We start from the raw sequence: 20,432 nt of genomic DNA, 5'->3' as shown, positions 1-20,432 counted from the left end.
TGCCGCAGCCACGGCGCGCGACGCGCACACTCCGTGATCTCGCACTGGACGTGGTCACAGCATGAACGAGCTGCGAACACACCGTGCGTGATCATGCGATCAACGGGCGCCTCGACCTCACCGCGTGATCACGAAGGCTGTCCGCCCAGGTCGGAGCGGGGTAGGGCCGAATTCCTGCACGATCACGGGCCGTGTCCGCCCGGCTCGGCCCCTCGGCGTGCGACAAACCGCACGATCACGCCGAGGGGGGAGCGGGAGGGAGGCGGTCAGGAGAACTCGGCGAGCGTGCGCTCGGCCTCCTGGAGCCAGGAGCGGCGGGCGGACAGGGCCTCCTCCGCCTCCTTGACGTCCTTGTCCCGTCCTGCCGCCTGGGCCTTGGCCAGCCGGGTCTCCAGCTGGCCGATGGACTTGAGGAGCTGGTTGACCGTGTCCTGGGCGCGGGCCCGGGCCTCGGGGTTGGAGCGCTTCCACTCGGCCTCCTCGGCCCTGCGGACCGCGTCGTCGACCTTGCGCAGCCCGCCCTCCAGGCGGTCGCGCTGGTCGCGCGGCACCGGGCCGGCGGCCTCCCAGCGCTCCAGGACGCCCCGCAGCGTCGAACGCGCGGAGCGGGCGTCGGTGACCGGCAGCAGCTTCTCGGCCTCGGCCAGCAGGGCCTCCTTCACCTCCGCGTTGGCGGCGAAGGAGGCGTCCCGCTCGGCGAAGACCGCCGAGCGGGCCTGGAAGAACTGGTCCTGGGCGCCCTTGAAGCGCGCCCACAGCTCGTCCTCGACCTCGCGGGAGGCGCGGCCCGCGGCCTTCCACTCGCGCATCAGCTCCCGGTAGGCCGCCGCGGTGGTGTTCCAGTCCGTGGAGCCCGCCAGCGCCTCCGCCTCGCCCACGATGCGCTCCTTGGTGCCGCGCACCGCGTCGCGCTGCTGGTCGAGCGAGGAGAAGTACGCCTTGCGCCGCTTGGCGAAGGCCGTACGCGCCGTGGACAGCCTCTTCCACAGCGTCGCCTCGGTGGCCCGGTCGACCCGCTCGGCGGCCTTCCACTCCTCGACGAGCTGCCGCAGCCGCTCGCCGCCGGACTTCCAGTGCGTCGTCTCCTCGGCGATGCGCTCGGCCTCGGCGACGATGCGCTCCTTCACCTCGCGCGCGTGCGCCCGGGCCTGGTCGCGCGCCGCCCGCAGCTCCTCGCGCCGCTTGCCGACCAGCTCGCTCAGCGCCGTCAGCCGGTCCTGCAGCGAGCCGAGGTCGCCGACCGCGTGCGCATCGGTCACCGACTCGCGCAGCTTGGCGATGCTCGCCTCGGCCTGGGCCGGCGCGAGGTCGGTGCCGCGCACCCGCTGCTCCAGGAGCTGCACCTGGCCCGCCAGCTCGTCGAACTTCCGGCGGTAGTAGGCCAGCGCCTCCTCCGGCTCGCCGGCCTGCCAGGACCCGACGGCCCGTTCTCCCTCAGCCGTACGCACGTAGACGGTGCCGTCCTCGTCTACCCGGCCCCACGGGTCGGTGCTCACCGTGTCCTCCCGCACTTGAATCAGCCTCCAGGGCTCGATGTGCCCTTGGTTGTATTACGTCAGCTCTTGCTGGTGATTGTCACGTCTTTGATGACCACAGGCTGCTTCGGGGCACCGGTGCCGTCCCCGCCGGCACTGGCGATGACGCCCTTCTTGGCGACCTTGTCCACGATTTCGAGTCCTTTGGTCACCGTACCGAAAGGCGTGTAGTCGGGCGTCAGCCCGGTGTCCCCGAACACGATGAAGAACTGGCTCCCGTTCGTGTTCGGGCCGCTGTTGGCCATCGCGAGCACGCCGCGCGTGTACTTCGCGCCCGCCAGGTTCTCGTTGACGAACCGGTAGCCCGGCCCGCCCTGGCCGTCGGTCGGGTTCTCGCCGTCGGCCTTGGCCAGCGGGTCGCCGCACTGCAGGATCGGGAAGTCCGTGCCCATCCGGTGGCACTTCGTGTCGTCGAAGTAGTCCTTGGAGGCCAGGAACCTGAACGAGTTGACCGTGCAGGGCGCCTTCTCGCTGTCCAGCCGCGCGACGATGTCGCCGAGGTTGGTCTTGATCGTCATCGTCGCCGGGGCGGTGCTCACCTTCTCCGGCGGCGTGCCGACGTTCTTGACCTGGCCGCTGCCCTCGTCGGCCACGTAGCCGCAGGTGCCCTTCGCCGGGTCGTACGGTTTGGGGTCGGCCACGGCGGGCTTGATGCTCGCCGACGGCTTCGCCGACGCCGTGGCGTCGTCGTCGCCGCGGCCGAGCAGAGTCGTGGCCGCCACGACGCCGCCGATCACCACCACCACGGCCGCGGTGGTGCCGATGATGGCGTTGCGCCGCGCCTTCTGCTCGTGTTCCGCGCGTGCCTGCAGTTGCCGCTGGTAGTGCTCCCGGGCCAGCTGCTTCTGCCGGTCCTTGCCGGTGACCACTTCGACCTCCCGACTCGTCCTGTTTCCCATGGTCGTACGCCCGGACGCGATCTCGCCGGCGCGTGCCCGCCACGCCCGGAGGTGCTCCGGGAATGGCGGCCCGTTCTATAGCATCCGGCTCGACTGCTCCAAGAATGACTATTGAGGTGGGCGAATCGTATCGGCTGACGGGTATTGGTTCGCAGCCTGCCGACCCGCACCGGTACCCTTCGGTTACATTCGCTCGCGCAATCCTTGATTGATCCGTAGAGACGCAGAGGCCGCTTCCGTGCTCGTCGCCGGGTTCCCCGCAGGGTCGTTCCAGACCAACTGTTATGTCGTCGCTCCCGCAGCAGGCGAGGAGTGCGTGGTCATCGACCCAGGTCAGGACGCCGTGGAGGATCTCGACGCGCTGCTGCGCGAGCACCGGCTGAAGCCGGTCGCGGTGCTGCTCACCCACGGCCACATCGACCACGTGTGGTCGGTGGCGCCGGTGTGCGGCGCCCGCGACGTGCCCGCGTGGATCCATCCCGAGGACCGCGACCTGCTGTCGGATCCGGCGAAGGGGTTCCCGCCGCAGGCGGGCCAGGTGTTCGGCGGGCTGAAACTTTCCGAGCCCGACGACGTGCGGGAGCTGGCCGACGGGGCCGTGCTGTCGCTGGCCGGGCTGGAGCTCACGGTCGAGCACAGGCCGGGCCATACCTGGGGGTCGGTGACGTTCCGGACGCCCTTCGAGGACTCCGAGGTCCTGTTCGCGGGCGACCTGCTGTTCGCCGGCTCCATCGGCCGTACCGACCTGCCCGGCGGCGACTACGCCGCCATCCTGCGCAGCCTCGCCAAGACGCTGACGCTGCCGGACGAGACCACCGTCCTGCCCGGCCACGGACCTCAGACGACCATCGGCCGCGAGCGCGCGACCAACCCCTTCCTCAGGGACGTCGCGCCGCACGCAGGCCCGACCAGGGGATTGTGATGACCTTTCAGGCGCCCAAGGGCACCTTCGACTGGATGCCCCCGCGTTCGGAGTGGGCTCTCGCCGTACGGGACGCCCTCGCCGCGCCGGCCCGCCGCGCCGGCTACGGCTACGTCGAGACGCCGGCCTTCGAGGACACGGCGCTGTTCGCCCGCGGCGTCGGCGAGTCGACCGACATCGTGACCAAGGAGATGTACACGTTCACCAGCCGGGGCGGGCAGTCGCTGACGCTGCGCCCCGAGGGCACCGCGAGCGTGATGCGGGCCGTGCTCGAACACGGCCTGTACGGCGGGCCGCTGCCGATCAAGCTCTGGTACTCGGGCAGCTACTTCCGCTACGAGCGGGCCCAGGCGGGCCGCTATCGCCACTTCTCCCAGGTGGGAGCGGAGGCCCTGGGGGCCGAGGACCCGGCGCTCGACGCCGAGCTCATCGTCCTCGCGATGGACGGCTACGCCTCGCTGGGCCTGCGCGGCGTCCGGCTGCTGCTGAACTCGCTCGGCTGCAAGGAATGCCGGCCGGCCTACCGCGCCGCGCTCCAGGACTTCCTGCGCGGCCTGGACCTCGACGAGGCCACCCGCACCCGGATCGAGATCAACCCGCTGCGCGTGCTCGACGACAAGCGCCCCGAGGTGCGCGCACAACTGGACGGCGCGCCGCTGGTCACCGACCACCTGTGCGGGGCCTGCAAGGCCTACCACGAGGAGGTCAGGGGCCTGCTGACGGCCGCCGGCGTGGCGTACGAGGACGACCCCCGGCTCGTGCGCGGCCTCGACTACTACACGCGCACGACCTTCGAGTTCCTGCACGACGGCCTGGGCGCCCAGTCGGCGGTCGGCGGGGGAGGGCGTTACGACGGGCTGAGCGAGCAGATCGGCGGCCCGGCGCTGCCCAGCGTGGGCTGGGCCCTCGGGGTGGACCGCACGGTGCTCGCGATGGAGGCCGAGGGCCTGCTCGCCGAGCGGCCCCGCGGCGTCGAGGTGTTCGCCGTACCGCTCGGCGAGGAGGCCAGGCGGCGGGTGTTCCCGCTCGTGAGCGAGCTGCGCCGGGCCGGCCTCGCCGTCGACATGGCATTCGGCGGCCGTGGCGTCAAGGGCGCGATGAAGGCCGCCGACCGCAGCGGCGCGCGGTACGCGCTCATCCTCGGCGACCGAGATATCGAGGCGGGAGCCGTGCAAGTGAAGGACCTGACCACAGCCGACCAGACCGCGGTTCCGCTCGCGGAGGTCGTCGAGTTCTTGAAGGGGAAACTCTCGTGATCCGCACCCACGAGGCAGGCACGCTCCGCAAGGAGCACGCGGGCCAGAAGGTGACGCTCGCCGGATGGGTGGCGCGCCGGCGCGACCACGGCGGCGTGGTCTTCATCGACCTGCGCGACGCCTCCGGCTCGGCCCAGGTGGTCTTCCGCGAGGAGGACCACGCCCACGACCTGCGCGCGGAATACTGCGTGAAGGTCACAGGCGAGGTACGCCAGCGCCCGGCCGGCAACGAGAACCCCGATCTGCCCACGGGCGAGATCGAGGTCGTCGCCTCCGAGGTGGAGGTGCTGAGCGAGTCGGCCCCGCTGCCGTTCCCGATCGAGGGCAGCTCGGGCGTGTCGGAGGAGGCGCGGCTGAAGTACCGCTACCTCGACATCCGCCGCCAGAAGATCGCCGAGGCCCTGCGTATCCGCTCGCAGGCGACCTACCTCGCCAACGAGGTCATGCGCGAGCGCGGGTTCGTCTACGTCGAGACCCCGAACCTGACCCGTTCGACGCCCGAGGGCGCCCGCGACTTCCTGGTGCCCGTACGGCTCCAGCCGGGCAGCTGGTACGCGCTGCCGCAGTCGCCGCAGCTGTTCAAGCAGCTGCTCATGGTCTCCGGCCTGGAGCGCTACTACCAGCTCGCCCGTTGCTTCCGCGACGAGGACCTGCGGGCCGACCGGCAGCCCGAGTTCACCCAGATCGACATCGAGATGTCGTTCGTGGACCAGGACGACGTCATCGAGCTGGGCGAGGCGCTCATCGGGCGGATCTGGAAGGAGACGATCGGCTACGAGCTGCCGGCGCCGCTGCCCCGGATGACGTACGCCGAGGCGATGGCGCGCTACGGCTCCGACAAGCCGGACCTGCGCTTCGGCGTCGAGCTGACCGACCTCACGGACTACTTCTCCGGCACCTCGTTCCGCGTCTTCCAGGCGCCGTACGTGGGCGCGGTCGTCATGCCGGGCGGCGCCTCGCAGACCCGCAAGGAGCTCGACGCCTGGCAGGAGTGGGCCAAGTCGCGCGGCGCGCGCGGCCTGGCGTACGTGCTGGTGCAGGAGGACGGCACGCTGGGCGGCCCGGTGGCCAAGAACCTGTCGGACAGCGAGCTGGGCGGCCTCGCCGGGGCGACCGGCGCCAAGCCCGGCGACGCGATCTTCTTCGCGGCCGGCGCGCGCGCTGCCTCCCGCGACCTGCTCGGCGCGGCCCGCCTGGAGATCGGCCGCCGCTGCGACCTGATCGACGAGTCGCAGTGGTCGTTCCTGTGGATCGTCGACGCCCCGATGTTCGAGGAGGACGGCGAGGGCGGCTGGACCCCGGTCCACCACCCGTTCACCTCTCCCAAGCCGGAGTGGGCCGACAACTTCCAGGACAACCCCGGCGAGGCCCTGGCGTACGCGTACGACATGGTCTGCAACGGCATGGAGATCGGCGGCGGCTCGATCCGTATCCACCGCGCGGAGATGCAGCAGCGCGTGTTCGACGTGCTCGGCATCTCCAAGGAGGAGGCCGAGAGCAAGTTCGGCTGGCTGCTGGAGGCGTTCAAGTACGGCCCGCCGCCGCACGGCGGCATCGCCTACGGCTGGGACCGCGTCTGCATGCTGCTGGCGGGCGGCGAGTCGATCCGGGACGTGATCGCGTTCCCGAAGACGGCGTCCGGCTTCGACCCGCTGAGCGGGGCGCCCACCCCGATCAGCCCGGACCAGCGCAAGGAGGCCGGCGTGGACGCCACGCCGAAGGCCGACAAGCCCGAGTCCGCGCAGTAGTAGAAGCGAGACGGCCCCCGCGACACCGGTCGCGGGGGCCGTCGTGCGTCCGGGGCCGCTCAGACGATGGCCACGTCCTTGATCACGACCTTCTTCTTGGGGGCGTTGGAGCCCTCGCCCCGCACGTCGGCGGTGGGGTCGCCGTTGAACGGGATGATCCCGCCTCTGGCGATCTTGTCGATCACGTTCATACCCTTGCTCACCACACCGATCATGGTGAACGCGCCGCCGGCGGCGGTCAGCTGGCTGTTCTCGTCGCTGAAGGAGATGAAGAACTGGCTGCCGTTGGAGTTGGCGTCCTCCGTGTTCTGCGCCAGTCCGACGGTGCCCCGGATGAGCGGCATGCCGCCGAGGTTCTCGTCGTCGAACAGGTAGCCGGGGCCGCCCGAGCCGTCCTCCTTGCGCTTGCCGTCGCCCGTGGCCAGGGGGTCGCCGCACTGCAGCATGCCCAGGCCGACGGTCTCCACGGTGGCGAGGCGGTGACAGACGGTGTTGTCGTAGAAGTTCTTACTCGCCAGGAACGCGAGCGAGTTCACCGCGCACGGCACGTCCTTGGTGGCCAGGTCGATGACGATCTCACCCTGGTTGGTCGTGATGATCATCTGCTTGGCCAGGATGACCCTCCTGGTCAGCTTGCCCGGCGGCGTGCCCACGGACTTCGTCGGGCTGCCCGAGTCGTCCTTACGGTACGTGCAGGAGATCTGACGCAGGTCGGTGGGCCTGGCCGTCGGCGCGTCCGGCGCGAGCGTGGTCTCGGTCACGGTGGGGCCGTCCGAGGGGGTCGCAGAAGAGCCGGCCGAGGCTGTGGCCTTGGCCTCGTTGGCCGTGCCGTCACTGCAGGCCACCAGGCCGCCCGCCAGCGCGAGGAGCCCGAGCCCGGCACCGAGGGTGCTCCCCAGGCGGCGACGTGCAGTGGTCGCGCGCCCGGCCGTGCTCACGCGCGAAGCCGGTTGCTTCTGCCGATCAGTGTCGGTCACCGCTATGCCTTCCCTTTTCCCATTTATTACGACTGGTGCGCCACTCTATCCGTGATCCCGTCGGCTTCGTGTAAAGCACGCGTCCCTTGGGTATCACCATGGTTTGCGCCGGCTGCGCTCATCTTGCTCTCAGATCTCCCTGGGAACCTCCTGACGATCGAATCCGTATACCGGGAGCGGCCCGCGATCCGCGCCCCCGGTAGCCGTGACAGGAGCGATGCACGATGTTCGACCAGGTCTTCGGACTCCCGGCCCATGCTCTGATCGTCCACGCGGCGGTGATCTTCGCGCCGCTGCTCGCGGCGCTGTCCATCGCGTACGCCGCGCTGCCCCGCCTGCGGCACAAGCTCGACTGGGCCCTGGTGGCGACCGCCGTGGTGGCGCTCGGCGCGGTGTTCGCGGCCGAGGAGAGCGGGGAGGCGCTGGAGCACCGGATGTTCCAGGGACGGCCCTCCGACGCGATCGAGGTCCACTCCGGGCTCGCCGAGGTCCTCGTTCCTGTGACCGCGCTCCTGACCGTCGCGTCCCTGGTGATGGTGTGGCTCACCCGGGCCCGCCGCGCTCCGCAGGGCGCCGGATCGCGGGCGGGCCTCCTGGTCGTGTCCGCCGCCGCCGTGATCCTCGCCGTGGTCGTCGGCTACTACGCCGTACGGACCGGGCACACGGGCGCGACGGCCGTGTGGGGCGGCTGACGGTAGTGTCGGCGACGTGGAGAGCCTGTTCGATTCGGCCGCGGAGGAGGCGCACCGGGGCCAGGAGCCGCTGGCCGTGCGCATGCGGCCGCGCTCGCTGGAGGAGGTGATCGGCCAGCGGCACCTGCTGGGACCCGGCACGCCGCTGCGCCGTCTGGTGGAGAGCGACGCCCCGATGTCGCTGTTCCTGTGGGGGCCCCCGGGCACCGGCAAGACCACGCTGGCGTACGTCGTGGCGGGCGCCACCAAGCGGAGGTTCGTCGAGATCTCGGCCGTCTCCGCCGGGGTCAAGGACGTGCGCGCCGCCATCGACCAGGCGCGCCGCGAGCTCGGCATGTCCGGCAGGCAGACCGTGCTCTTCGTGGACGAGGTCCACCGGTTCAACAAGGCGCAGCAGGACGCGCTGCTGCCCGCCGTGGAGAACCGCTGGGTCACCTTCATCGGCGCGACCACCGAGAACCCGTTCTTCTCGGTCATCTCCCCGCTGCTGTCCCGCTCGCTGCTGCTCACGCTCGAGCCGCTGACCGAAGACGACGTCCGCGCCGTCCTGGAGCGCGCGGTCGCCGACCCGCGCGGCCTCGGCGGGCGCGTCACGCTGCATCCCGACGCCCTCGACCAGCTCGTACGGCTGGCCGGCGGCGACGCGCGGCGCTCGCTGACCTACCTGGAGGCGGCCGCGATGCTGACCGACGGGGCCGCGGCCGAGGTCACGATCGAGGTCGTGGAGAAGGCCGTCGACAAGGCGGCCGTGCGCTACGACCGGCAGGGCGACCAGCACTACGACGTCGTCAGCGCGTTCATCAAGAGCATGCGGGGTTCGGACGCCGACGCGGCGCTGCACTACCTCGCCCGGATGGTGGAGGCGGGGGAGGACCCGCGGTTCATCGCCCGCCGGATCGTGATCTTCGCCAGTGAGGACGTGGGCATGGCCGACCCCACGTGCCTGCAGGTCGCGGTGGCCGCCGCGCAGGCCGTGGAGTTCATCGGCCTGCCCGAGGGCAGGATCAACCTCGCCCAGGCCGTCATCCACTGCGCGCTCGCGCCCAAGTCGAACGCGGTCGTGAAGGCGATCGGCGCGGCCTCCGACGACGTGCGGCGCGGCATGGTGGGGCGCGTCCCCGGCCACCTGCGCGACGCCCACTACCCGGGCGCGAAGAAGCTCGGCCACGGCAGGGGCTACCAGTACCCGCACGACTTCGAGCACGGCCTCGTCCGCCAGGACTACGCGCCGGAGGAGCTGCGGGAGCGCCGCTACTACGAGCCGACCACGCACGGCGCGGAGGCGCGGTTCGCCGAGCGCTGGGCGAAGATCCGGAGCTTCCTGCGCGGAGGCTGACCCCGCGGGCGTGGAATGCGGAGCGGCCGGTGTGTGGCGCGGAGCGCCCCCGTGTGCGTGGCGCGGAGCGCCCCCGTGTGTGTGGTGCGGAACGGCGGGCAGGTCGTTCGCGATAAGGTCTTGCCATTCCAGCTCCGTTGATCTAGGGAGATCGGCACATGCTTACCGCGGGAGAGCTGGCGGGCCTCGTGGTCGCCATTTTCTGGGTGATCCTGGTCTGCTTCATGGTCGTCGTGCTGGTCAGGCTGGCCAGACTGCTGACCGAGACCCGCAAGTCGGTGGCCGAGCTGAGCGACCGCATCGCCCCGCTCCTCGACGACATGAGCCAGACCGTCTCCGAGGCCAACCGGCGGCTGGTGGCGGCCGAGGAGATCACGGACAACATGCGCGACGTCAGCGGCAACATGGTGAGGATCACCGGGGTGGCGTCCACGCTGTTCGCCGGTCCGGTGCTCAAGATCTCCGCCTTCCGCGACGGCTTCCGCCTGGCGCTGGCCCGGCGCGGCGCCCGCAGGGTCCCGGCCCGCAGGGTCGCCCGCGGCGGCCCTCGAACCGGGGACAGGATCAGCGAGCGGCACGCGGCCGAGCGGGCCGCGGAGCGCCGGGCGATCGGAAGGGGACGCGGATGATCCGGCGGCTCTTCTACATGTCCCTGGGCGCGTTTGTGACGGTCTGGACGATGCGTAAGCTTCAGTCGTTGCGGCCCGACCACGTGGCCAGGCGCACCGCCGATCGCGCGGTGACCCTCGCCGACCAGCTCAGGGACTTCGCCGGCGAGGTGCGCCGCCTGTCGGCGAGCAGGGAAACCGAGTTGCGCGCCGAGTTCGGACTCGGCACGGTTGCTGGAACCACCACAGGCAAGAACAGAATCTACGACGTAAAGGACGGCCGCTGAAATGGAGTCGGCAGAGATCGCGCGCCGCTTCCTGCGCTTCTTCGAGGAGCGCGGGCACACAGTCGTGCCCTCGGCCAGCCTGGTCGCCGAGGACCCGACACTGCTTCTGGTGAACGCGGGGATGGTCCCGTTCAAGCCCTTCTTCCTGGCGCAGCAGACGCCGCCGTTCCGGCGGGCGACCAGCGCGCAGAAGGTCATGCGGACCCTCGACATCGACGAGGTCGGCAAGACCACCCGGCACGCCAGCTTCTTCCAGATGCTCGGCAACTTCTCCTTCGGCGACTACTTCAAGGAGCAGGCGATCCCGTTCGCCTGGGAGTTGCTGACGCGGCCCGAGTCCGACGGCGGCTTCGGCTTCCCGGAGGACCGCCTGTGGGCGACCGTCTACCTGGACGACGACGAGGCCCAGGACATCTGGCACCGCAAGGTGGGGCTGCCGCTCGACCGCATCCAGCGCCGTGACCTGGCCGACAACTACTGGCACATGGGCGTCCCCGGGCCGGGTGGCCCCTGCTCGGAGATCTACTACGACCGCGGCCCGGAGTACGGCCGCGAGGGCGGGCCGATCGCCGACGAGAACCGCTACCTCGAGGTGTGGAACCTCGTCTTCATGCAGTTCCAGCTCAGCAAGGTCCGCAGCAAGATCGACTTCGACGTGGCGGGCGAGCTGCCGGCCAAGAACATCGACACCGGCATGGGCCTGGAGCGCATGGCGGCCATCCTCCAGGGCGTCGACAACATCTACGAGATCGACACGACGTACAAGATCCTCGACACGGCGGCCGACCTCACCCGGTCCCGCTACGGGCGCGACAAGCGCGCCGACGTGTCGCTGCGGGTGATCGCCGACCACATGCGGGCGGGCGTCATGCTCGTCGGCGACGGCGTGCTCCCGTCCAACGAGGGCCGCGGTTACGTGCTGCGCCGCATGCTGCGCCGCGCGATCCGCAACCTCCGCCTGCTCGGCGCGGGCGAGGAGCGGCACATGCACGCGCTCACCGCCGTGACCATCGACGTGATGGGCCAGCAGTACCCCGAGCTCAGGGCCGACGCCGCCAACATCCACACGGTCATCGACGCCGAGGAGGCGTCGTTCCTCGGCACGCTCCGCACCGGAACGGCGATCTTCGACGTCGCGGTGGAGGAGAGCAAGCGCAAGGGCGCCTCGACGCTCAGCGGCGACCAGGCGTTCCAGCTCCACGACACCTACGGCTTCCCGATCGACCTCACCCTGGAGATGGCGGCCGAGCAGGGCCTCCAGGTGGACGAGGAGGGCTTCCGCCGGCTCATGAAGGAGCAGCGGGACCGCGCCAAGGCCGACGCCGCGGCGAAGAAGACCGGCAACGCCGACATCTCGGTGTTCACCGGCATCCTGGAGAAGGCCGGGAAGGTCGACTTCCTCGGCTACGACCACACCACCGCCGAGGGATCCGTCATCGGCCTGCTCGTCGACGGCGCGTCCGTCCCGGCGGCCGGCGCGGGGACCACGCTGGAGGTCGTGCTCGACCGCACCCCGTTCTACGCCGAGGGCGGCGGCCAGCTCTCCGACCAGGGCGTGATCCGCACCGGCGGTGCGGAGATCGACATCGTGGACGTCCAGTCGCCGGTGGCCGGCCTGGTCGTGCACCGCGGCAAGGTGCGCGTCGGCGAGGTGCGCGTCGGCGACCAGGCGCAGGCCGACATCGACCTGGAGCGGCGCCGGGCGATCTCCCGCAGCCACACCGCGACCCACCTGGTGCACCGCGGGTTCCGCAACGCGCTCGGCGAGTCGGCGGCCCAGGCGGGCTCGGAGAACTCCCCGGGCCGCTTCCGCTTCGACTTCACCGCGGCCGGGGCCGTCTCCCCGTCGATGCTGCGCGACGTCGAGGACGAGGTGAACGCCGTCCTGATCAACGACCTCAAGGTCAACGCCTTCTACACCAGCCAGGCGCAGGCCCGCGCGATGGGCGCGCTCGCGCTGTTCGGCGAGAAGTACGGCGACGAGGTGCGGGTGGTCGAGGTCGGCGACTACTCCCGAGAGCTGTGCGGCGGCACGCACGTGGCCAGCTCCGGCCAGCTCGGCCTGGTGAAGGTGCTGGGCGAGTCGTCCATCGGCGCGGGCGTGCGCCGCGTGGAGGCGCTCGTCGGCATCGACGCGTTCCGGTTCCTGGCCCGCGAGAGCGTGCTGGTCGCCCAGCTCAGCGAGCAGCTGAAGACCCGCCGCGAGGAGCTGCCCGAGCGCATCGAGGGCATCGTCACCCGGCTGCGGACGGCGGAGAAGGAGCTGGAGAAGCTGCGCTCGGCCCAGGTGCTCGCGGTGGCCGGCGAGCTCGCCGCGCAGGCCCGCGACGTCCAGGGCGTCTCCGTGGTGACCCACCGCGCGCCTGATGGCACCACCCCCGACGACCTGCGTAAACTCGCCCTCGATGTGCGCGGCAGGTTCCCTGGCGACCGCGCCGCGGTCGTCGTCGTCTCGGGCGTCCCCTCCGACCGGCCGGTCGTCGTCGCCGCGGTCAACGAGGCGGGACGCGAGCGCGGCCTGAAGGCGGGCCGGCTCGTCGGCGTAGCCGCCAAGGCACTCGGGGGTGGCGGTGGCGGCAAGGACGACGTGGCCCAGGGCGGCGGCACGCGGCCCGAGGCGATCGGCGACGCGCTTCGCGCGGTCGAGGAGGCCATCTCCTCCGTGGTGGCGTGAGCGGCCGATGAGGCACGGCGTCAGGATCGGGGTCGACGTCGGCTCCGTCCGCATCGGCGTGGCCCGCAGCGACCCGTCGGGTCTGCTGGCCACGCCGGTGGAGACCGTACGGCGTGGCCGGGGCGACCTGACGAGGATCGCGGAGATCGCCGCCGAGCACGAGGCGATCGAGATCGTGGTCGGCCTGCCCACGTCGTTGTCGGGTAGGGAGAGCCACGCCGCCGAGGCGGCACGGGCCTTCGCCACGCGGTTGGCCGCCCGGATGGCTCCGGTACCGATCCGGCTGGTGGACGAACGGCTCACCACGGTCAGCGCCCAGCAGGGCCTGCGTTCCAGCGGCGTGAAGGCCCGCAACCAGCGCGACGTGATCGACCAGGCGGCGGCCGTCGTGCTGCTGCAGGCCGCGCTCGACGGTGAGCGGGCCACCGGCAATCCCCCCGGCAGACCTCTCGAACCACCGCGGCCCGGCACCGGGCCCGGTGAGGAAGCGAGCGGCGGGACCGCACGGTGAGGCGGACCGCGGCCGTCGTGGCCGGGGCGCTCGCCCTGGTCGCGGCGGCGGTGGCGTACGGCGTGCACGAGGTCGTCGGGCAGCCCGACAAGGCCCCCGACTACTCCGGCGGCGGGTCGGGGACGGTCACGGTCGAGATCACGCCGGGCACGAGCGCCGGAGAGATCGGCAAGACGCTGGAGAGCGCCGGCGTGGTGGCCAGCGCCCAGTCGTTCATCGAGCAGGTGATCACGCGCTCCAAGGAGAGCAGCCTGCGCCCGGGCCGCTACGTCCTGCGGCGCCGTATGGCCGCCGCCGATGCCCTCGACCTGCTGCTCGCGCCCGCCAGCAAGGTCGTGCGCAAGGTCACCGTGCCCGAGGGGCTGCGCACGAGCGAGGTGCTCCGCACCCTCGCGGACGGGACCGGCATCCCGCTGAAGGACTTCACCGAGGCCGTCGCCGAGCCCGGGCGGCTGCGCCTGCCCGCGTACGCCGAGGGGACGGCCGAGGGGTTCCTGTTCCCCGCGACGTACGAGATCGAGCCGGGGATGACCGCCGTCGACCTGCTCGGGAAGATGGTGGCCCGGTTCCGCGTCGCCGCGCGGAAGGTGCGGCTGGAGGAGCTGGCGCCGCGCGTGCGGCTCACGCCCAAGCAGGCGGTGACGGTGGCGAGCATCGTCCAGGCCGAGGGCGGCGTCCCCGCCGACTACCCCAAGATCGCCAGAGTGGTGTACAACCGTCTCGCGCGCGGAGCGAAGCTGGAGATGGACAGCACGGTCAACTACGCGCTGGACCGCCACACGCTCAAAGTCAGCAACGAGGACACGCGGGTCGACTCGCCGTACAACACCTACGCGCGGACGGGCCTGCCGCCGGGACCCATCGGCAACCCGGGAGAGAGCGCGCTCGTCGCCGCCCTCCATCCTGCCGAAGGCACGTGGTACTGGTTCGTGACCACTGATCCTCGTCGTAAAATCACCAAATTCACTGACAAAGAGGCTGAGTTCAGGAAATATCGGGAGGAGCTGAACAGGTATCTCGGGACGAACTGATCGCCTCCCGGGGCATCCGCGCGGCGCCGTCCCGCGGGGTTCCGGAGCGCGCCCGGTGCGTCCGCACGGCCCCGCCGCCTCCGGGCGGGGCTCCATATATCGGGAACGCCCCCCGCGGAACCCCCTGTCCCGAACCCCCTCGGTTTGGCACACTCGCTTGACGGGAGGCCTCTCGTACCGAGAGATTGGCCAGCGCACTATGAATGATCTGGACATGGACTTCCTGCTCGGCGCCGAGGACGACGACGGTCCGCCCCGGCGCCGGCCCTCTGGCAGCCGCACCCAGCAGCGGCGCAGCCGCAGACGCCGCAAGAAACAGCGGCGCAAGGGCAGGGTCGCGACGCTGTTCGCCGTTGTGATCATCGTCGGCGTCCTCGGCGGCCTCGGCTACTTCGGATTCACCTGGGCGCGCAGCGTGATGATCCCCAAGGACTACACCGGGGAGGGGCGCGGGGAGGTCGTCGTCGAGATCGAGGAGGGCGCGAGCGCCACCGACGTCGCCCAGTTGCTGGAGGACGAGGGCGTAGTGGCCAGCGCGCGGGCGTTCATCAACGCCATCGGCGCCGCCGGGAAGAGCTCCTCGCTCCAGCCGGGCCAGTACGAGATGCGCAAGGGCATGTCCGCCGAGTCCGCCCTGGCCCTGCTCGACCCCAAGAACCGGATGCTCAACCGGCTGACCATCCGCGAGGGGCTGCGGCTGAGCAAGATCTACGAGGAGCTGTCCACCGCCACGGGCAAGCCGGTCGAGGACTTCAAGAAGGCCGCCCGCACCGACATCGGGCTCCCCGCGTACGCCAAGGGCCGCCTGGAGGGCTACGCGTTCCCGGCCACGTACGAGATCAGCAGCAAGCTCACCCCGGAGCAGATCCTCACCAAGATGGTCGACCGGTTCAACCAGACCGCGGACCGGGTCGACCTGGACGGCCAGGCGAAGCAGCTCGGCTTCACCGCCAGGCAGATCATCATCATCGCCAGCATCGTGCAGGCGGAGTCCGGCAGCGCCGAGGACATGCCGAAGGTCGCCCGGGTCATCTACAACCGGCTGGGCTCCAACCCCCAGATGAAGCTGGGCATGGACAGCACGGTCATGTACGGGCTCAACAAGTACGGCATCGCGGCCTCGCACGCCGACCTGGAGAGCACCTCGCGGTACAACACGTACAAGTACTTCGGCCTGCCGCCCGGCCCGATCGCCAACCCCGGCGACCACGCGATCGAGGCCGCGCTGCACCCGGCGGACGGCAACTGGCTGTACTTCGTGACGGTCGACCCCAAGCGGGGCATCACCAAGTTCACCGACAAGGAGTCGGAGTTCTGGAAGCTGCGCGACGAGTTCAACCGGAACAACAAATGACCGAGACCGGCGAGGGGACCGGCCGCCGGGCCGCCGTCCTCGGGTCCCCGATCGCCCACTCGCTGTCCCCGGTCCTGCACCGGGCGGCGTACGCGGAGATGGGCCTGGACGACTGGCGCTACGACGCGATCGAGTGCGCCGAGGACGGGCTGGCCGGCCTGATCGGCGGGCTCGGCCCGGAGTGGGCGGGACTGTCGCTCACGATGCCGCTCAAGCGTGCCGTGCTCCCCCTGCTGGACACCGTCTCCGACCTCGCGCTGGCTGTCGGCGGCGCCAACACGGTGGTCTTCCGTGAGGACGGCGCGCGGCACGGCGAGAACACCGACGTGTACGGCATCGTGCGGGCGCTCGCGGAGGCGGGCGTGCCCGCACCTGCCTCCGCGGTCGTCCTCGGCGGCGGCGCCACCGCGGCCTCGGCCGTCGCCGCCCTGCGGGAGACGGGGCTCGCGGAGGTCACGCTCGTCGTGCGCGACCCGGCCCGCGCGGGGGAGACCCTGCGGGTCGCCGAGCGCCTCGGCACGAGGGTGACCGTGCGCTCCTTCGACGACTTCGACCCCGCGGCCGATCTGGTCGTCTCCACGCTGCCGTCCGGCGCGGCCGACGCGCTGGCCGAGCGGGTCGCGGCCCGCCTGCCCGAGAAGGCGGCGCTGTTCGACGTCGTCTACGCGCCCTGGCCGACCGCGCTGGCCGCGGCCGTACGCGCGCGGGGATGTGCCGTGGTCGGGGGCTTCCCGATGCTGCTGCACCAGGCGGTGCGGCAGGTCGAGCTGATGACCGGGCGTGCGGACGTGCCGGTGGAGGCGATGCGCGCCGCCGGCGAGGCCGAGATCGCACGCCGGGCGGCCTCCTGAGCGGCGTCGCGCCGGGGCAGGAATACGTCGAGAGGCTGTCGGGTTTGTGGTAGCGTAGGAACTCGATCGGTCCGGCATGAGCTGGACGCGCAAGCGGAGGTCCACCTCCCACCTGCTCCGCCGAAAGGCGGACGGGTTCAGGATCACACCGGAGTTTTCGGCAGGAGAGCTCAGTGACCCCGCATGCGTGACGTGCGGGGTTTTTGTTTTGCCCCGCACGGTCGAGACAAGCGGAAGTCTTTTGGAGGTCCCATCAGCACCGAGCCCCGCATCAACGACCGTATTCGTGTGCCCGAGGTGCGCCTCGTCGGCCCGAACGGCGAACAGGTCGGCATCGTCTCCATCGGCGACGCGCTGAAGCTGGCCCAGGAGAGCGATCTCGACCTGGTGGAGGTCGCGGCCACGGCCCGCCCGCCCGTCTGCAAGCTCATGGACTACGGCAAGTTCAAGTACGAGTCGGCCATGAAGGCGCGTGAGGCCCGCCGTAACCAGGCGCACACGATCATCAAGGAGATCAAGCTCCGGCCGAAGATCGACCCGCACGACTACGAGACCAAGAAGGGTCACGTCGTGCGCTTCCTGAAGGCGGGAGACAAGGTCAAGGTCACGATCATGTTCCGGGGCCGCGAGCAGTCCCGGCCAGAGCTGGGCTTCCGGCTCCTGCAACGCCTCGCTGAGGACGTCACCGACCTGGGGTTCGTCGAGTCGCAGCCGAAGCAGGACGGTCGCAACATGATCATGGTGATCGGGCCGCACAAGAAGAAGGCCGAGGCGAAGGCCGAGAAGGCCGCCGCCAAGGCCCGCGGCACCGGCCAGCCGGAGGCGGAGCCCGCCGAGGAGCAGGCCGCGCAGCCGCAGTGACACCCGCCTGAACCACCAGGCGGGGCGCCGCAGACGTACACGGAAACCGAGACCGGGGCGGTCTCGCGGAGTAAGGCAGGCCGCCGGCCCGGGTCACCGGCCCGGGCCGTCGGCACGGACGAAAGAGGAGAGACGGCTGACATGCCGAAGATGAAGACGCACAGCGGTGCGAAGAAGCGGTTCCGGCTCACCGGATCCGGCAAGGTTGTCCGCCGCCGCGCCAACCGGCAGCACCTGTTCGAGCACAAGCCGTCCACTCGCACGCGCCGTCTCGAGGGAGTCGTCGTCATGTCCGACGCCGACACCAAGAAGATCAAGAAGCTGCTCGCGAAGTAACGACCCGGGGAGATAGAACAACATGGCACGCGTGAAGCGGGCGCTCAACGCCAAGAAGAAGCGCCGGGTCGTCCTCGAGCGGGCGAGCGGTTACCGGGGGCAGCGGTCGCGCCTCTACCGCAAGGCCAAGGAGCAGATGCTCCACTCGATGACCTATGCGTACCGGGACCGCAAGGACAAGAAGGGTACGTTCCGCCGGCTGTGGATCCAGCGGATCAACGCCGCGGCCCGGGCCAACGGCATCACCTACAACCGGTTCATCCAGGGCCTGCGCCTGGCCGGCATCGAGGTGGACCGCAAGATCCTCGCGGACCTCGCGGTGAACGACGCCCAGACCTTCGCCACGCTGGTCGAGTCCGCCAAGAAGGCGCTCCCGTCCGACGTGAACGCGCCGGTCGCCTGACACCTGCTTCGACGAGGGCCCGCCGCCTGCGGCGGGCCCTCGTCCACGTCGAGGGGGGAATGAGCGGGCATGGCGGAGCTCACCAACATCAAGTCGCCGCGCGTCAAGGCGGCCCGCAGGCTGACCAAGCGCGCGTTCCGGGATCGTGACCGGGCGTTCCTCGCCGAGGGGCCGCAGGCCGTCCGCGAGGCTCTCGCGATCAAGGACGTCACGGTCGAACTGTTCGTGACGGTCGAGGCGGAGACGCGGCACGCCGACATCGTGGCCGACGCCGTGGCGGCGGGCGTCCCCGTCCACCGTGCGAGCGGCGAGGTCATGTCGGAGCTGACCCAGACCGTCACCCCGCAGGGCCTGCTGGCCGTGTGCCGCTTCGTGCACGTCCCGCTGGCCGAGGCGGTGCCGCGGGGGACGCGGCTGGTGGCGATCCTCGCCCACGTGCGCGATCCCGGCAACGCCGGCACGGTCCTGCGCACGGCCGACGCCGCGGGCGCCGACTCGGTGGTGTTCACCGACGCGTCGGTGGATCCGTACAACGGCAAGTGCGTGCGGGCCAGCGCGGGAAGCCTGTTCCACCTGCCGGTCGTGACCGGCACTCCCGTCGCGGACGCCGTACGGCACGCCAGGGAGGCGGGGCTGCGCGTGCTCGCGGCCGACGGCGCGGGCACCCGGACGCTCGACGAGGTCGCCCTCGACGCGCCCACCGCCTGGCTGTTCGGCAACGAGGCGTGGGGGCTGCCGCCCGAGCTCCTCGCGCTGGCCGACGAGGTCGTCCGCGTCCCGATCTACGGACGGGCGGAAAGCCTGAATCTCGCCACCGCCGCGGCGGTCTGCCTGTACGCCTCCGCACGCGTTCAGCGGCAGACCTTACATTCCGTGGAAGATCCCACTACCCCCGCGCCCTGAGGCTGCTGCCGGGTCCGGGAAACCCGCTATTGTCGGCGAAGGAGTCGCGCAGAACCCGGCGGCGCGCGCAGTTCCGGAGCTCGAGGAGGCGGTCTCGTGCGAGGTGACGACACCCCCGGCGGCGCCCTTGAGGGGGACCCCGGAGGGCGGGCGCACATCGACGCCGACGACCTTCCAGACGGCCTCGTCGCCACCGACGCCGACGGCGTCATCCTCGTGGTCAACCGGGCCGCCGAGTGGCTCACCGGCGTGACCCGCGAGGCGGCCGTGGGCAGGCTCATCGGCGACGTGCTGCCGCTGCGCGACCAGGACGGCCGTGACTGGTGGAAGTGGCTCGACCCGCAGGGCGGGCTGTCCACGCGCAGCCGCCAGCCGGAACGGCCGCTGCACCTGCCCGGCCGCCAGGAGATGCTCGTCGCCGCGCGCTTCGTCCGCACCCCGCGGCGCGGCGGGCGGGTGGAACGCGTGGTCATCACGCTGCGCGACGCCTCGGCGCGCGCCCGGATCGAGCGCAGCCGCGCCGATCTCGTCTCGACCGTGGCCCACGAGCTGCGCTCACCGCTGACCAGCGTCAAGGGGTTCACCGCGACGCTGCTCGCCAAGTGGGACCGCTTCACCGACGCTCAGAAGCGCGTGATGCTGGAGACCGTCAACGCGGACGCCGACCGGGTGACGCGGCTTATCACCGAGCTGCTCGACGTCTCGCGCATCGAGTCGGGCAGGGTGGAGATCCACCGCCAGATCGTGGACGTGCCGGCCCGGGCCCGCAGGATCGTCGCGGGCCGGGTGGCGGCGGGGGAGCCGGAGGACCGCTTCCGGCTGGAGGTTCTCGGCGAGCTGCCCGAGATGTGGCTCGACCAGGACAAGATTGACCAGGTTCTCGCGAACCTGGTGGAAAACGCGGTGCGTCACGGACGCGGTACGGTGACCATAGTGGTGGAGCCGGTCGAATGGGGAGTGGCGGTGTCGGTGCGGGACCAGGGTGAGGGCGTGGCGCCCGAGCTGGTCGGCCGTGTGTTCCGCCAGTTCTGGCGGGGCAACGGCCGTCGCCGCGGGGGGACCGGTCTCGGCCTGTTCATCGTCAAGGGCCTCATCGAGGCTCACGGCGGCACGATCAGCGTGCAGCGCGCGCCCGGCGGCGGCGCGGAGTTCCGATTTACGTTGCCCACCGGCACCCCTGACTTCGCCTGAGCCTTTTCCACAGGCTCCCCGCGCGGAGGACGGCCCGGTGGGCTGATCGGACTAGAC

Annotated in this window: 20 protein-coding genes; 17 read left to right on the top strand and 3 right to left on the bottom strand. The window is 71.1% G+C overall.

All coding sequences use genetic code 11. The features are described 5' to 3' along the window. Positions 1-266: 266 nt before the first annotated feature. On the bottom strand, positions 267-1,496 hold the full coding sequence (locus HHX30_RS17950) for a DUF349 domain-containing protein (protein ID WP_169983121.1): 1,230 nt from the start codon (positions 1,494-1,496) through the stop codon (positions 267-269). A 59-nt stretch (positions 1,497-1,555) separates the two neighbouring features. Beyond that, positions 1,556-2,434, bottom strand: coding sequence for a peptidylprolyl isomerase (locus HHX30_RS17945; RefSeq protein ID WP_169983120.1), 879 nt, complete (start codon positions 2,432-2,434; stop codon positions 1,556-1,558). A gap of 238 nt (positions 2,435-2,672) precedes the next feature. Here HHX30_RS17945 and HHX30_RS17940 point away from each other — a divergent pair, with 238 nt between their 5' ends. Genes HHX30_RS17940 through aspS form a run of 3 tightly spaced genes read left to right on the top strand, consistent with a single transcriptional unit; the run spans position 2,673 to position 6,360 of the window. Beyond that, a complete protein-coding gene (locus HHX30_RS17940; RefSeq protein WP_169983321.1) occupies positions 2,673-3,356 on the top strand; it encodes an MBL fold metallo-hydrolase in 684 nt (227 codons plus the stop codon). Next, on the top strand, positions 3,356-4,612 hold the full coding sequence (hisS, locus tag HHX30_RS17935) for a histidine--tRNA ligase (protein WP_169983119.1): 1,257 nt from the start codon (positions 3,356-3,358) through the stop codon (positions 4,610-4,612). The genes HHX30_RS17940 and hisS overlap by 1 nt, the downstream gene beginning before the upstream one ends. Next, positions 4,609-6,360 carry an aspartate--tRNA ligase gene (gene aspS, locus HHX30_RS17930; RefSeq protein WP_169983118.1) on the top strand — a complete coding sequence of 584 codons (1,752 nt, stop codon included), beginning with the start codon at positions 4,609-4,611 and terminating at the stop codon, positions 6,358-6,360. Before hisS ends, aspS begins: the two co-directional genes overlap by 4 nt. A gap of 59 nt (positions 6,361-6,419) precedes the next feature. Here the strand turns inward: aspS and HHX30_RS43285 are convergent, their stop codons facing one another. Continuing rightward, a complete protein-coding gene (locus HHX30_RS43285) occupies positions 6,420-7,337 on the bottom strand; it encodes a peptidylprolyl isomerase (protein WP_169983117.1) in 918 nt (305 codons plus the stop codon). Positions 7,338-7,561: 224 nt separating this feature from the next. Here HHX30_RS43285 and HHX30_RS17920 point away from each other — a divergent pair, with 224 nt between their 5' ends. The 14 genes from HHX30_RS17920 to HHX30_RS17855 all read left to right on the top strand — a co-directional run bounded on the left by HHX30_RS17920 (position 7,562) and on the right by HHX30_RS17855 (position 20,375). Beyond that, positions 7,562-8,029, top strand: a complete 468-nt coding sequence (locus HHX30_RS17920) for a DUF2231 domain-containing protein (RefSeq protein WP_169983116.1) — start codon at positions 7,562-7,564, stop codon at positions 8,027-8,029. A gap of 16 nt (positions 8,030-8,045) precedes the next feature. Beyond that, entirely contained in the window at positions 8,046-9,365 is a 1,320-nt protein-coding gene (locus HHX30_RS17915) for a replication-associated recombination protein A (protein WP_169983115.1), read from the top strand. A 158-nt stretch (positions 9,366-9,523) separates the two neighbouring features. Next, positions 9,524-9,994 carry a DUF948 domain-containing protein gene (locus HHX30_RS17910; protein WP_169983114.1) on the top strand — a complete coding sequence of 157 codons (471 nt, stop codon included), beginning with the start codon at positions 9,524-9,526 and terminating at the stop codon, positions 9,992-9,994. After that, the gene (locus HHX30_RS17905; protein WP_169983113.1) at positions 9,991-10,260 is read left to right on the top strand and encodes a hypothetical protein; all 270 of its coding nucleotides are present in this window, start codon (positions 9,991-9,993) and stop codon (positions 10,258-10,260) included. Before HHX30_RS17910 ends, HHX30_RS17905 begins: the two co-directional genes overlap by 4 nt. Before the next feature lies 1 nt (position 10,261). Beyond that, on the top strand, positions 10,262-12,934 hold the full coding sequence (alaS, locus tag HHX30_RS17900) for an alanine--tRNA ligase (RefSeq protein WP_169983112.1): 2,673 nt from the start codon (positions 10,262-10,264) through the stop codon (positions 12,932-12,934). A gap of 7 nt (positions 12,935-12,941) precedes the next feature. Further along, a complete protein-coding gene (gene ruvX / locus HHX30_RS17895; RefSeq protein ID WP_169983111.1) occupies positions 12,942-13,445 on the top strand; it encodes a Holliday junction resolvase RuvX in 504 nt (167 codons plus the stop codon). Continuing rightward, positions 13,442-14,476, top strand: coding sequence for an endolytic transglycosylase MltG (gene mltG, locus HHX30_RS17890; RefSeq protein WP_169983110.1), 1,035 nt, complete (start codon positions 13,442-13,444; stop codon positions 14,474-14,476). Before ruvX ends, mltG (HHX30_RS17890) begins: the two co-directional genes overlap by 4 nt. Before the next feature lie 199 nt (positions 14,477-14,675). Next, positions 14,676-15,830 (top strand): endolytic transglycosylase MltG, encoded by a 1,155-nt coding sequence (gene mltG, locus HHX30_RS17885; protein WP_169983109.1) that lies wholly within the window; start codon positions 14,676-14,678, stop codon positions 15,828-15,830. Next, positions 15,827-16,681 (top strand): shikimate dehydrogenase, encoded by an 855-nt coding sequence (locus HHX30_RS17880; RefSeq protein ID WP_169983108.1) that lies wholly within the window; start codon positions 15,827-15,829, stop codon positions 16,679-16,681. The genes mltG (HHX30_RS17885) and HHX30_RS17880 overlap by 4 nt, the downstream gene beginning before the upstream one ends. 252 nt (positions 16,682-16,933) lie before the next feature. Further along, entirely contained in the window at positions 16,934-17,542 is a 609-nt protein-coding gene (gene infC / locus HHX30_RS17875) for a translation initiation factor IF-3 (protein ID WP_396704428.1), read from the top strand. Between the two features lie 141 nt (positions 17,543-17,683). Next, entirely contained in the window at positions 17,684-17,878 is a 195-nt protein-coding gene (rpmI, locus tag HHX30_RS17870; RefSeq protein WP_030504936.1) for a 50S ribosomal protein L35, read from the top strand. A gap of 22 nt (positions 17,879-17,900) precedes the next feature. Continuing rightward, the gene (gene rplT, locus HHX30_RS17865) at positions 17,901-18,281 is read left to right on the top strand and encodes a 50S ribosomal protein L20 (RefSeq protein ID WP_169983106.1); all 381 of its coding nucleotides are present in this window, start codon (positions 17,901-17,903) and stop codon (positions 18,279-18,281) included. A 69-nt stretch (positions 18,282-18,350) separates the two neighbouring features. Further along, on the top strand, positions 18,351-19,184 hold the full coding sequence (locus HHX30_RS17860; RefSeq protein ID WP_169983105.1) for an RNA methyltransferase: 834 nt from the start codon (positions 18,351-18,353) through the stop codon (positions 19,182-19,184). Between the two features lie 96 nt (positions 19,185-19,280). Beyond that, positions 19,281-20,375: an ATP-binding protein gene (locus HHX30_RS17855; RefSeq protein WP_169983104.1), complete on the top strand. Its 1,095-nt coding sequence runs from the start codon at positions 19,281-19,283 to the stop codon at positions 20,373-20,375. The last annotated feature ends 57 nt before the right edge of the window (positions 20,376-20,432 follow it).

The organism is Microbispora sp. H10836, from assembly GCF_012999525.1.
Lineage (GTDB): Bacteria > Actinomycetota > Actinomycetes > Streptosporangiales > Streptosporangiaceae > Microbispora.
The sequence above is the reverse complement of the archived record's forward strand: the minus strand, read 5'-3'. Positions and strand labels throughout refer to the sequence as shown.

What these genes read in the sequence shown, in the direction of transcription:
- HHX30_RS17905 (WP_169983113.1), top strand. Translation starts at nt 9,991, where the DNA reads ATGATCCGGCGGCTCTTCTACATGTCCCTGGGCGCGTTTGTGACGGTC.
- mltG (WP_169983109.1), top strand. Translation starts at nt 14,676, where the DNA reads ATGAATGATCTGGACATGGACTTCCTGCTCGGCGCCGAGGACGACGAC.
- HHX30_RS17860 (WP_169983105.1), top strand. Translation starts at nt 18,351, where the DNA reads ATGGCGGAGCTCACCAACATCAAGTCGCCGCGCGTCAAGGCGGCCCGC.
- rplT (WP_169983106.1), top strand. Translation starts at nt 17,901, where the DNA reads ATGGCACGCGTGAAGCGGGCGCTCAACGCCAAGAAGAAGCGCCGGGTC.
- HHX30_RS17910 (WP_169983114.1), top strand. Translation starts at nt 9,524, where the DNA reads ATGCTTACCGCGGGAGAGCTGGCGGGCCTCGTGGTCGCCATTTTCTGG.
- HHX30_RS17920 (WP_169983116.1), top strand. Translation starts at nt 7,562, where the DNA reads ATGTTCGACCAGGTCTTCGGACTCCCGGCCCATGCTCTGATCGTCCAC.
- HHX30_RS17945 (WP_169983120.1), bottom strand. Translation starts at nt 2,434, where the DNA reads ATGGGAAACAGGACGAGTCGGGAGGTCGAAGTGGTCACCGGCAAGGAC.
- alaS (WP_169983112.1), top strand. Translation starts at nt 10,262, where the DNA reads ATGGAGTCGGCAGAGATCGCGCGCCGCTTCCTGCGCTTCTTCGAGGAG.
- ruvX (WP_169983111.1), top strand. Translation starts at nt 12,942, where the DNA reads ATGAGGCACGGCGTCAGGATCGGGGTCGACGTCGGCTCCGTCCGCATC.
- HHX30_RS17880 (WP_169983108.1), top strand. Translation starts at nt 15,827, where the DNA reads ATGACCGAGACCGGCGAGGGGACCGGCCGCCGGGCCGCCGTCCTCGGG.
- hisS (WP_169983119.1), top strand. Translation starts at nt 3,356, where the DNA reads ATGACCTTTCAGGCGCCCAAGGGCACCTTCGACTGGATGCCCCCGCGT.
- rpmI (WP_030504936.1), top strand. Translation starts at nt 17,684, where the DNA reads ATGCCGAAGATGAAGACGCACAGCGGTGCGAAGAAGCGGTTCCGGCTC.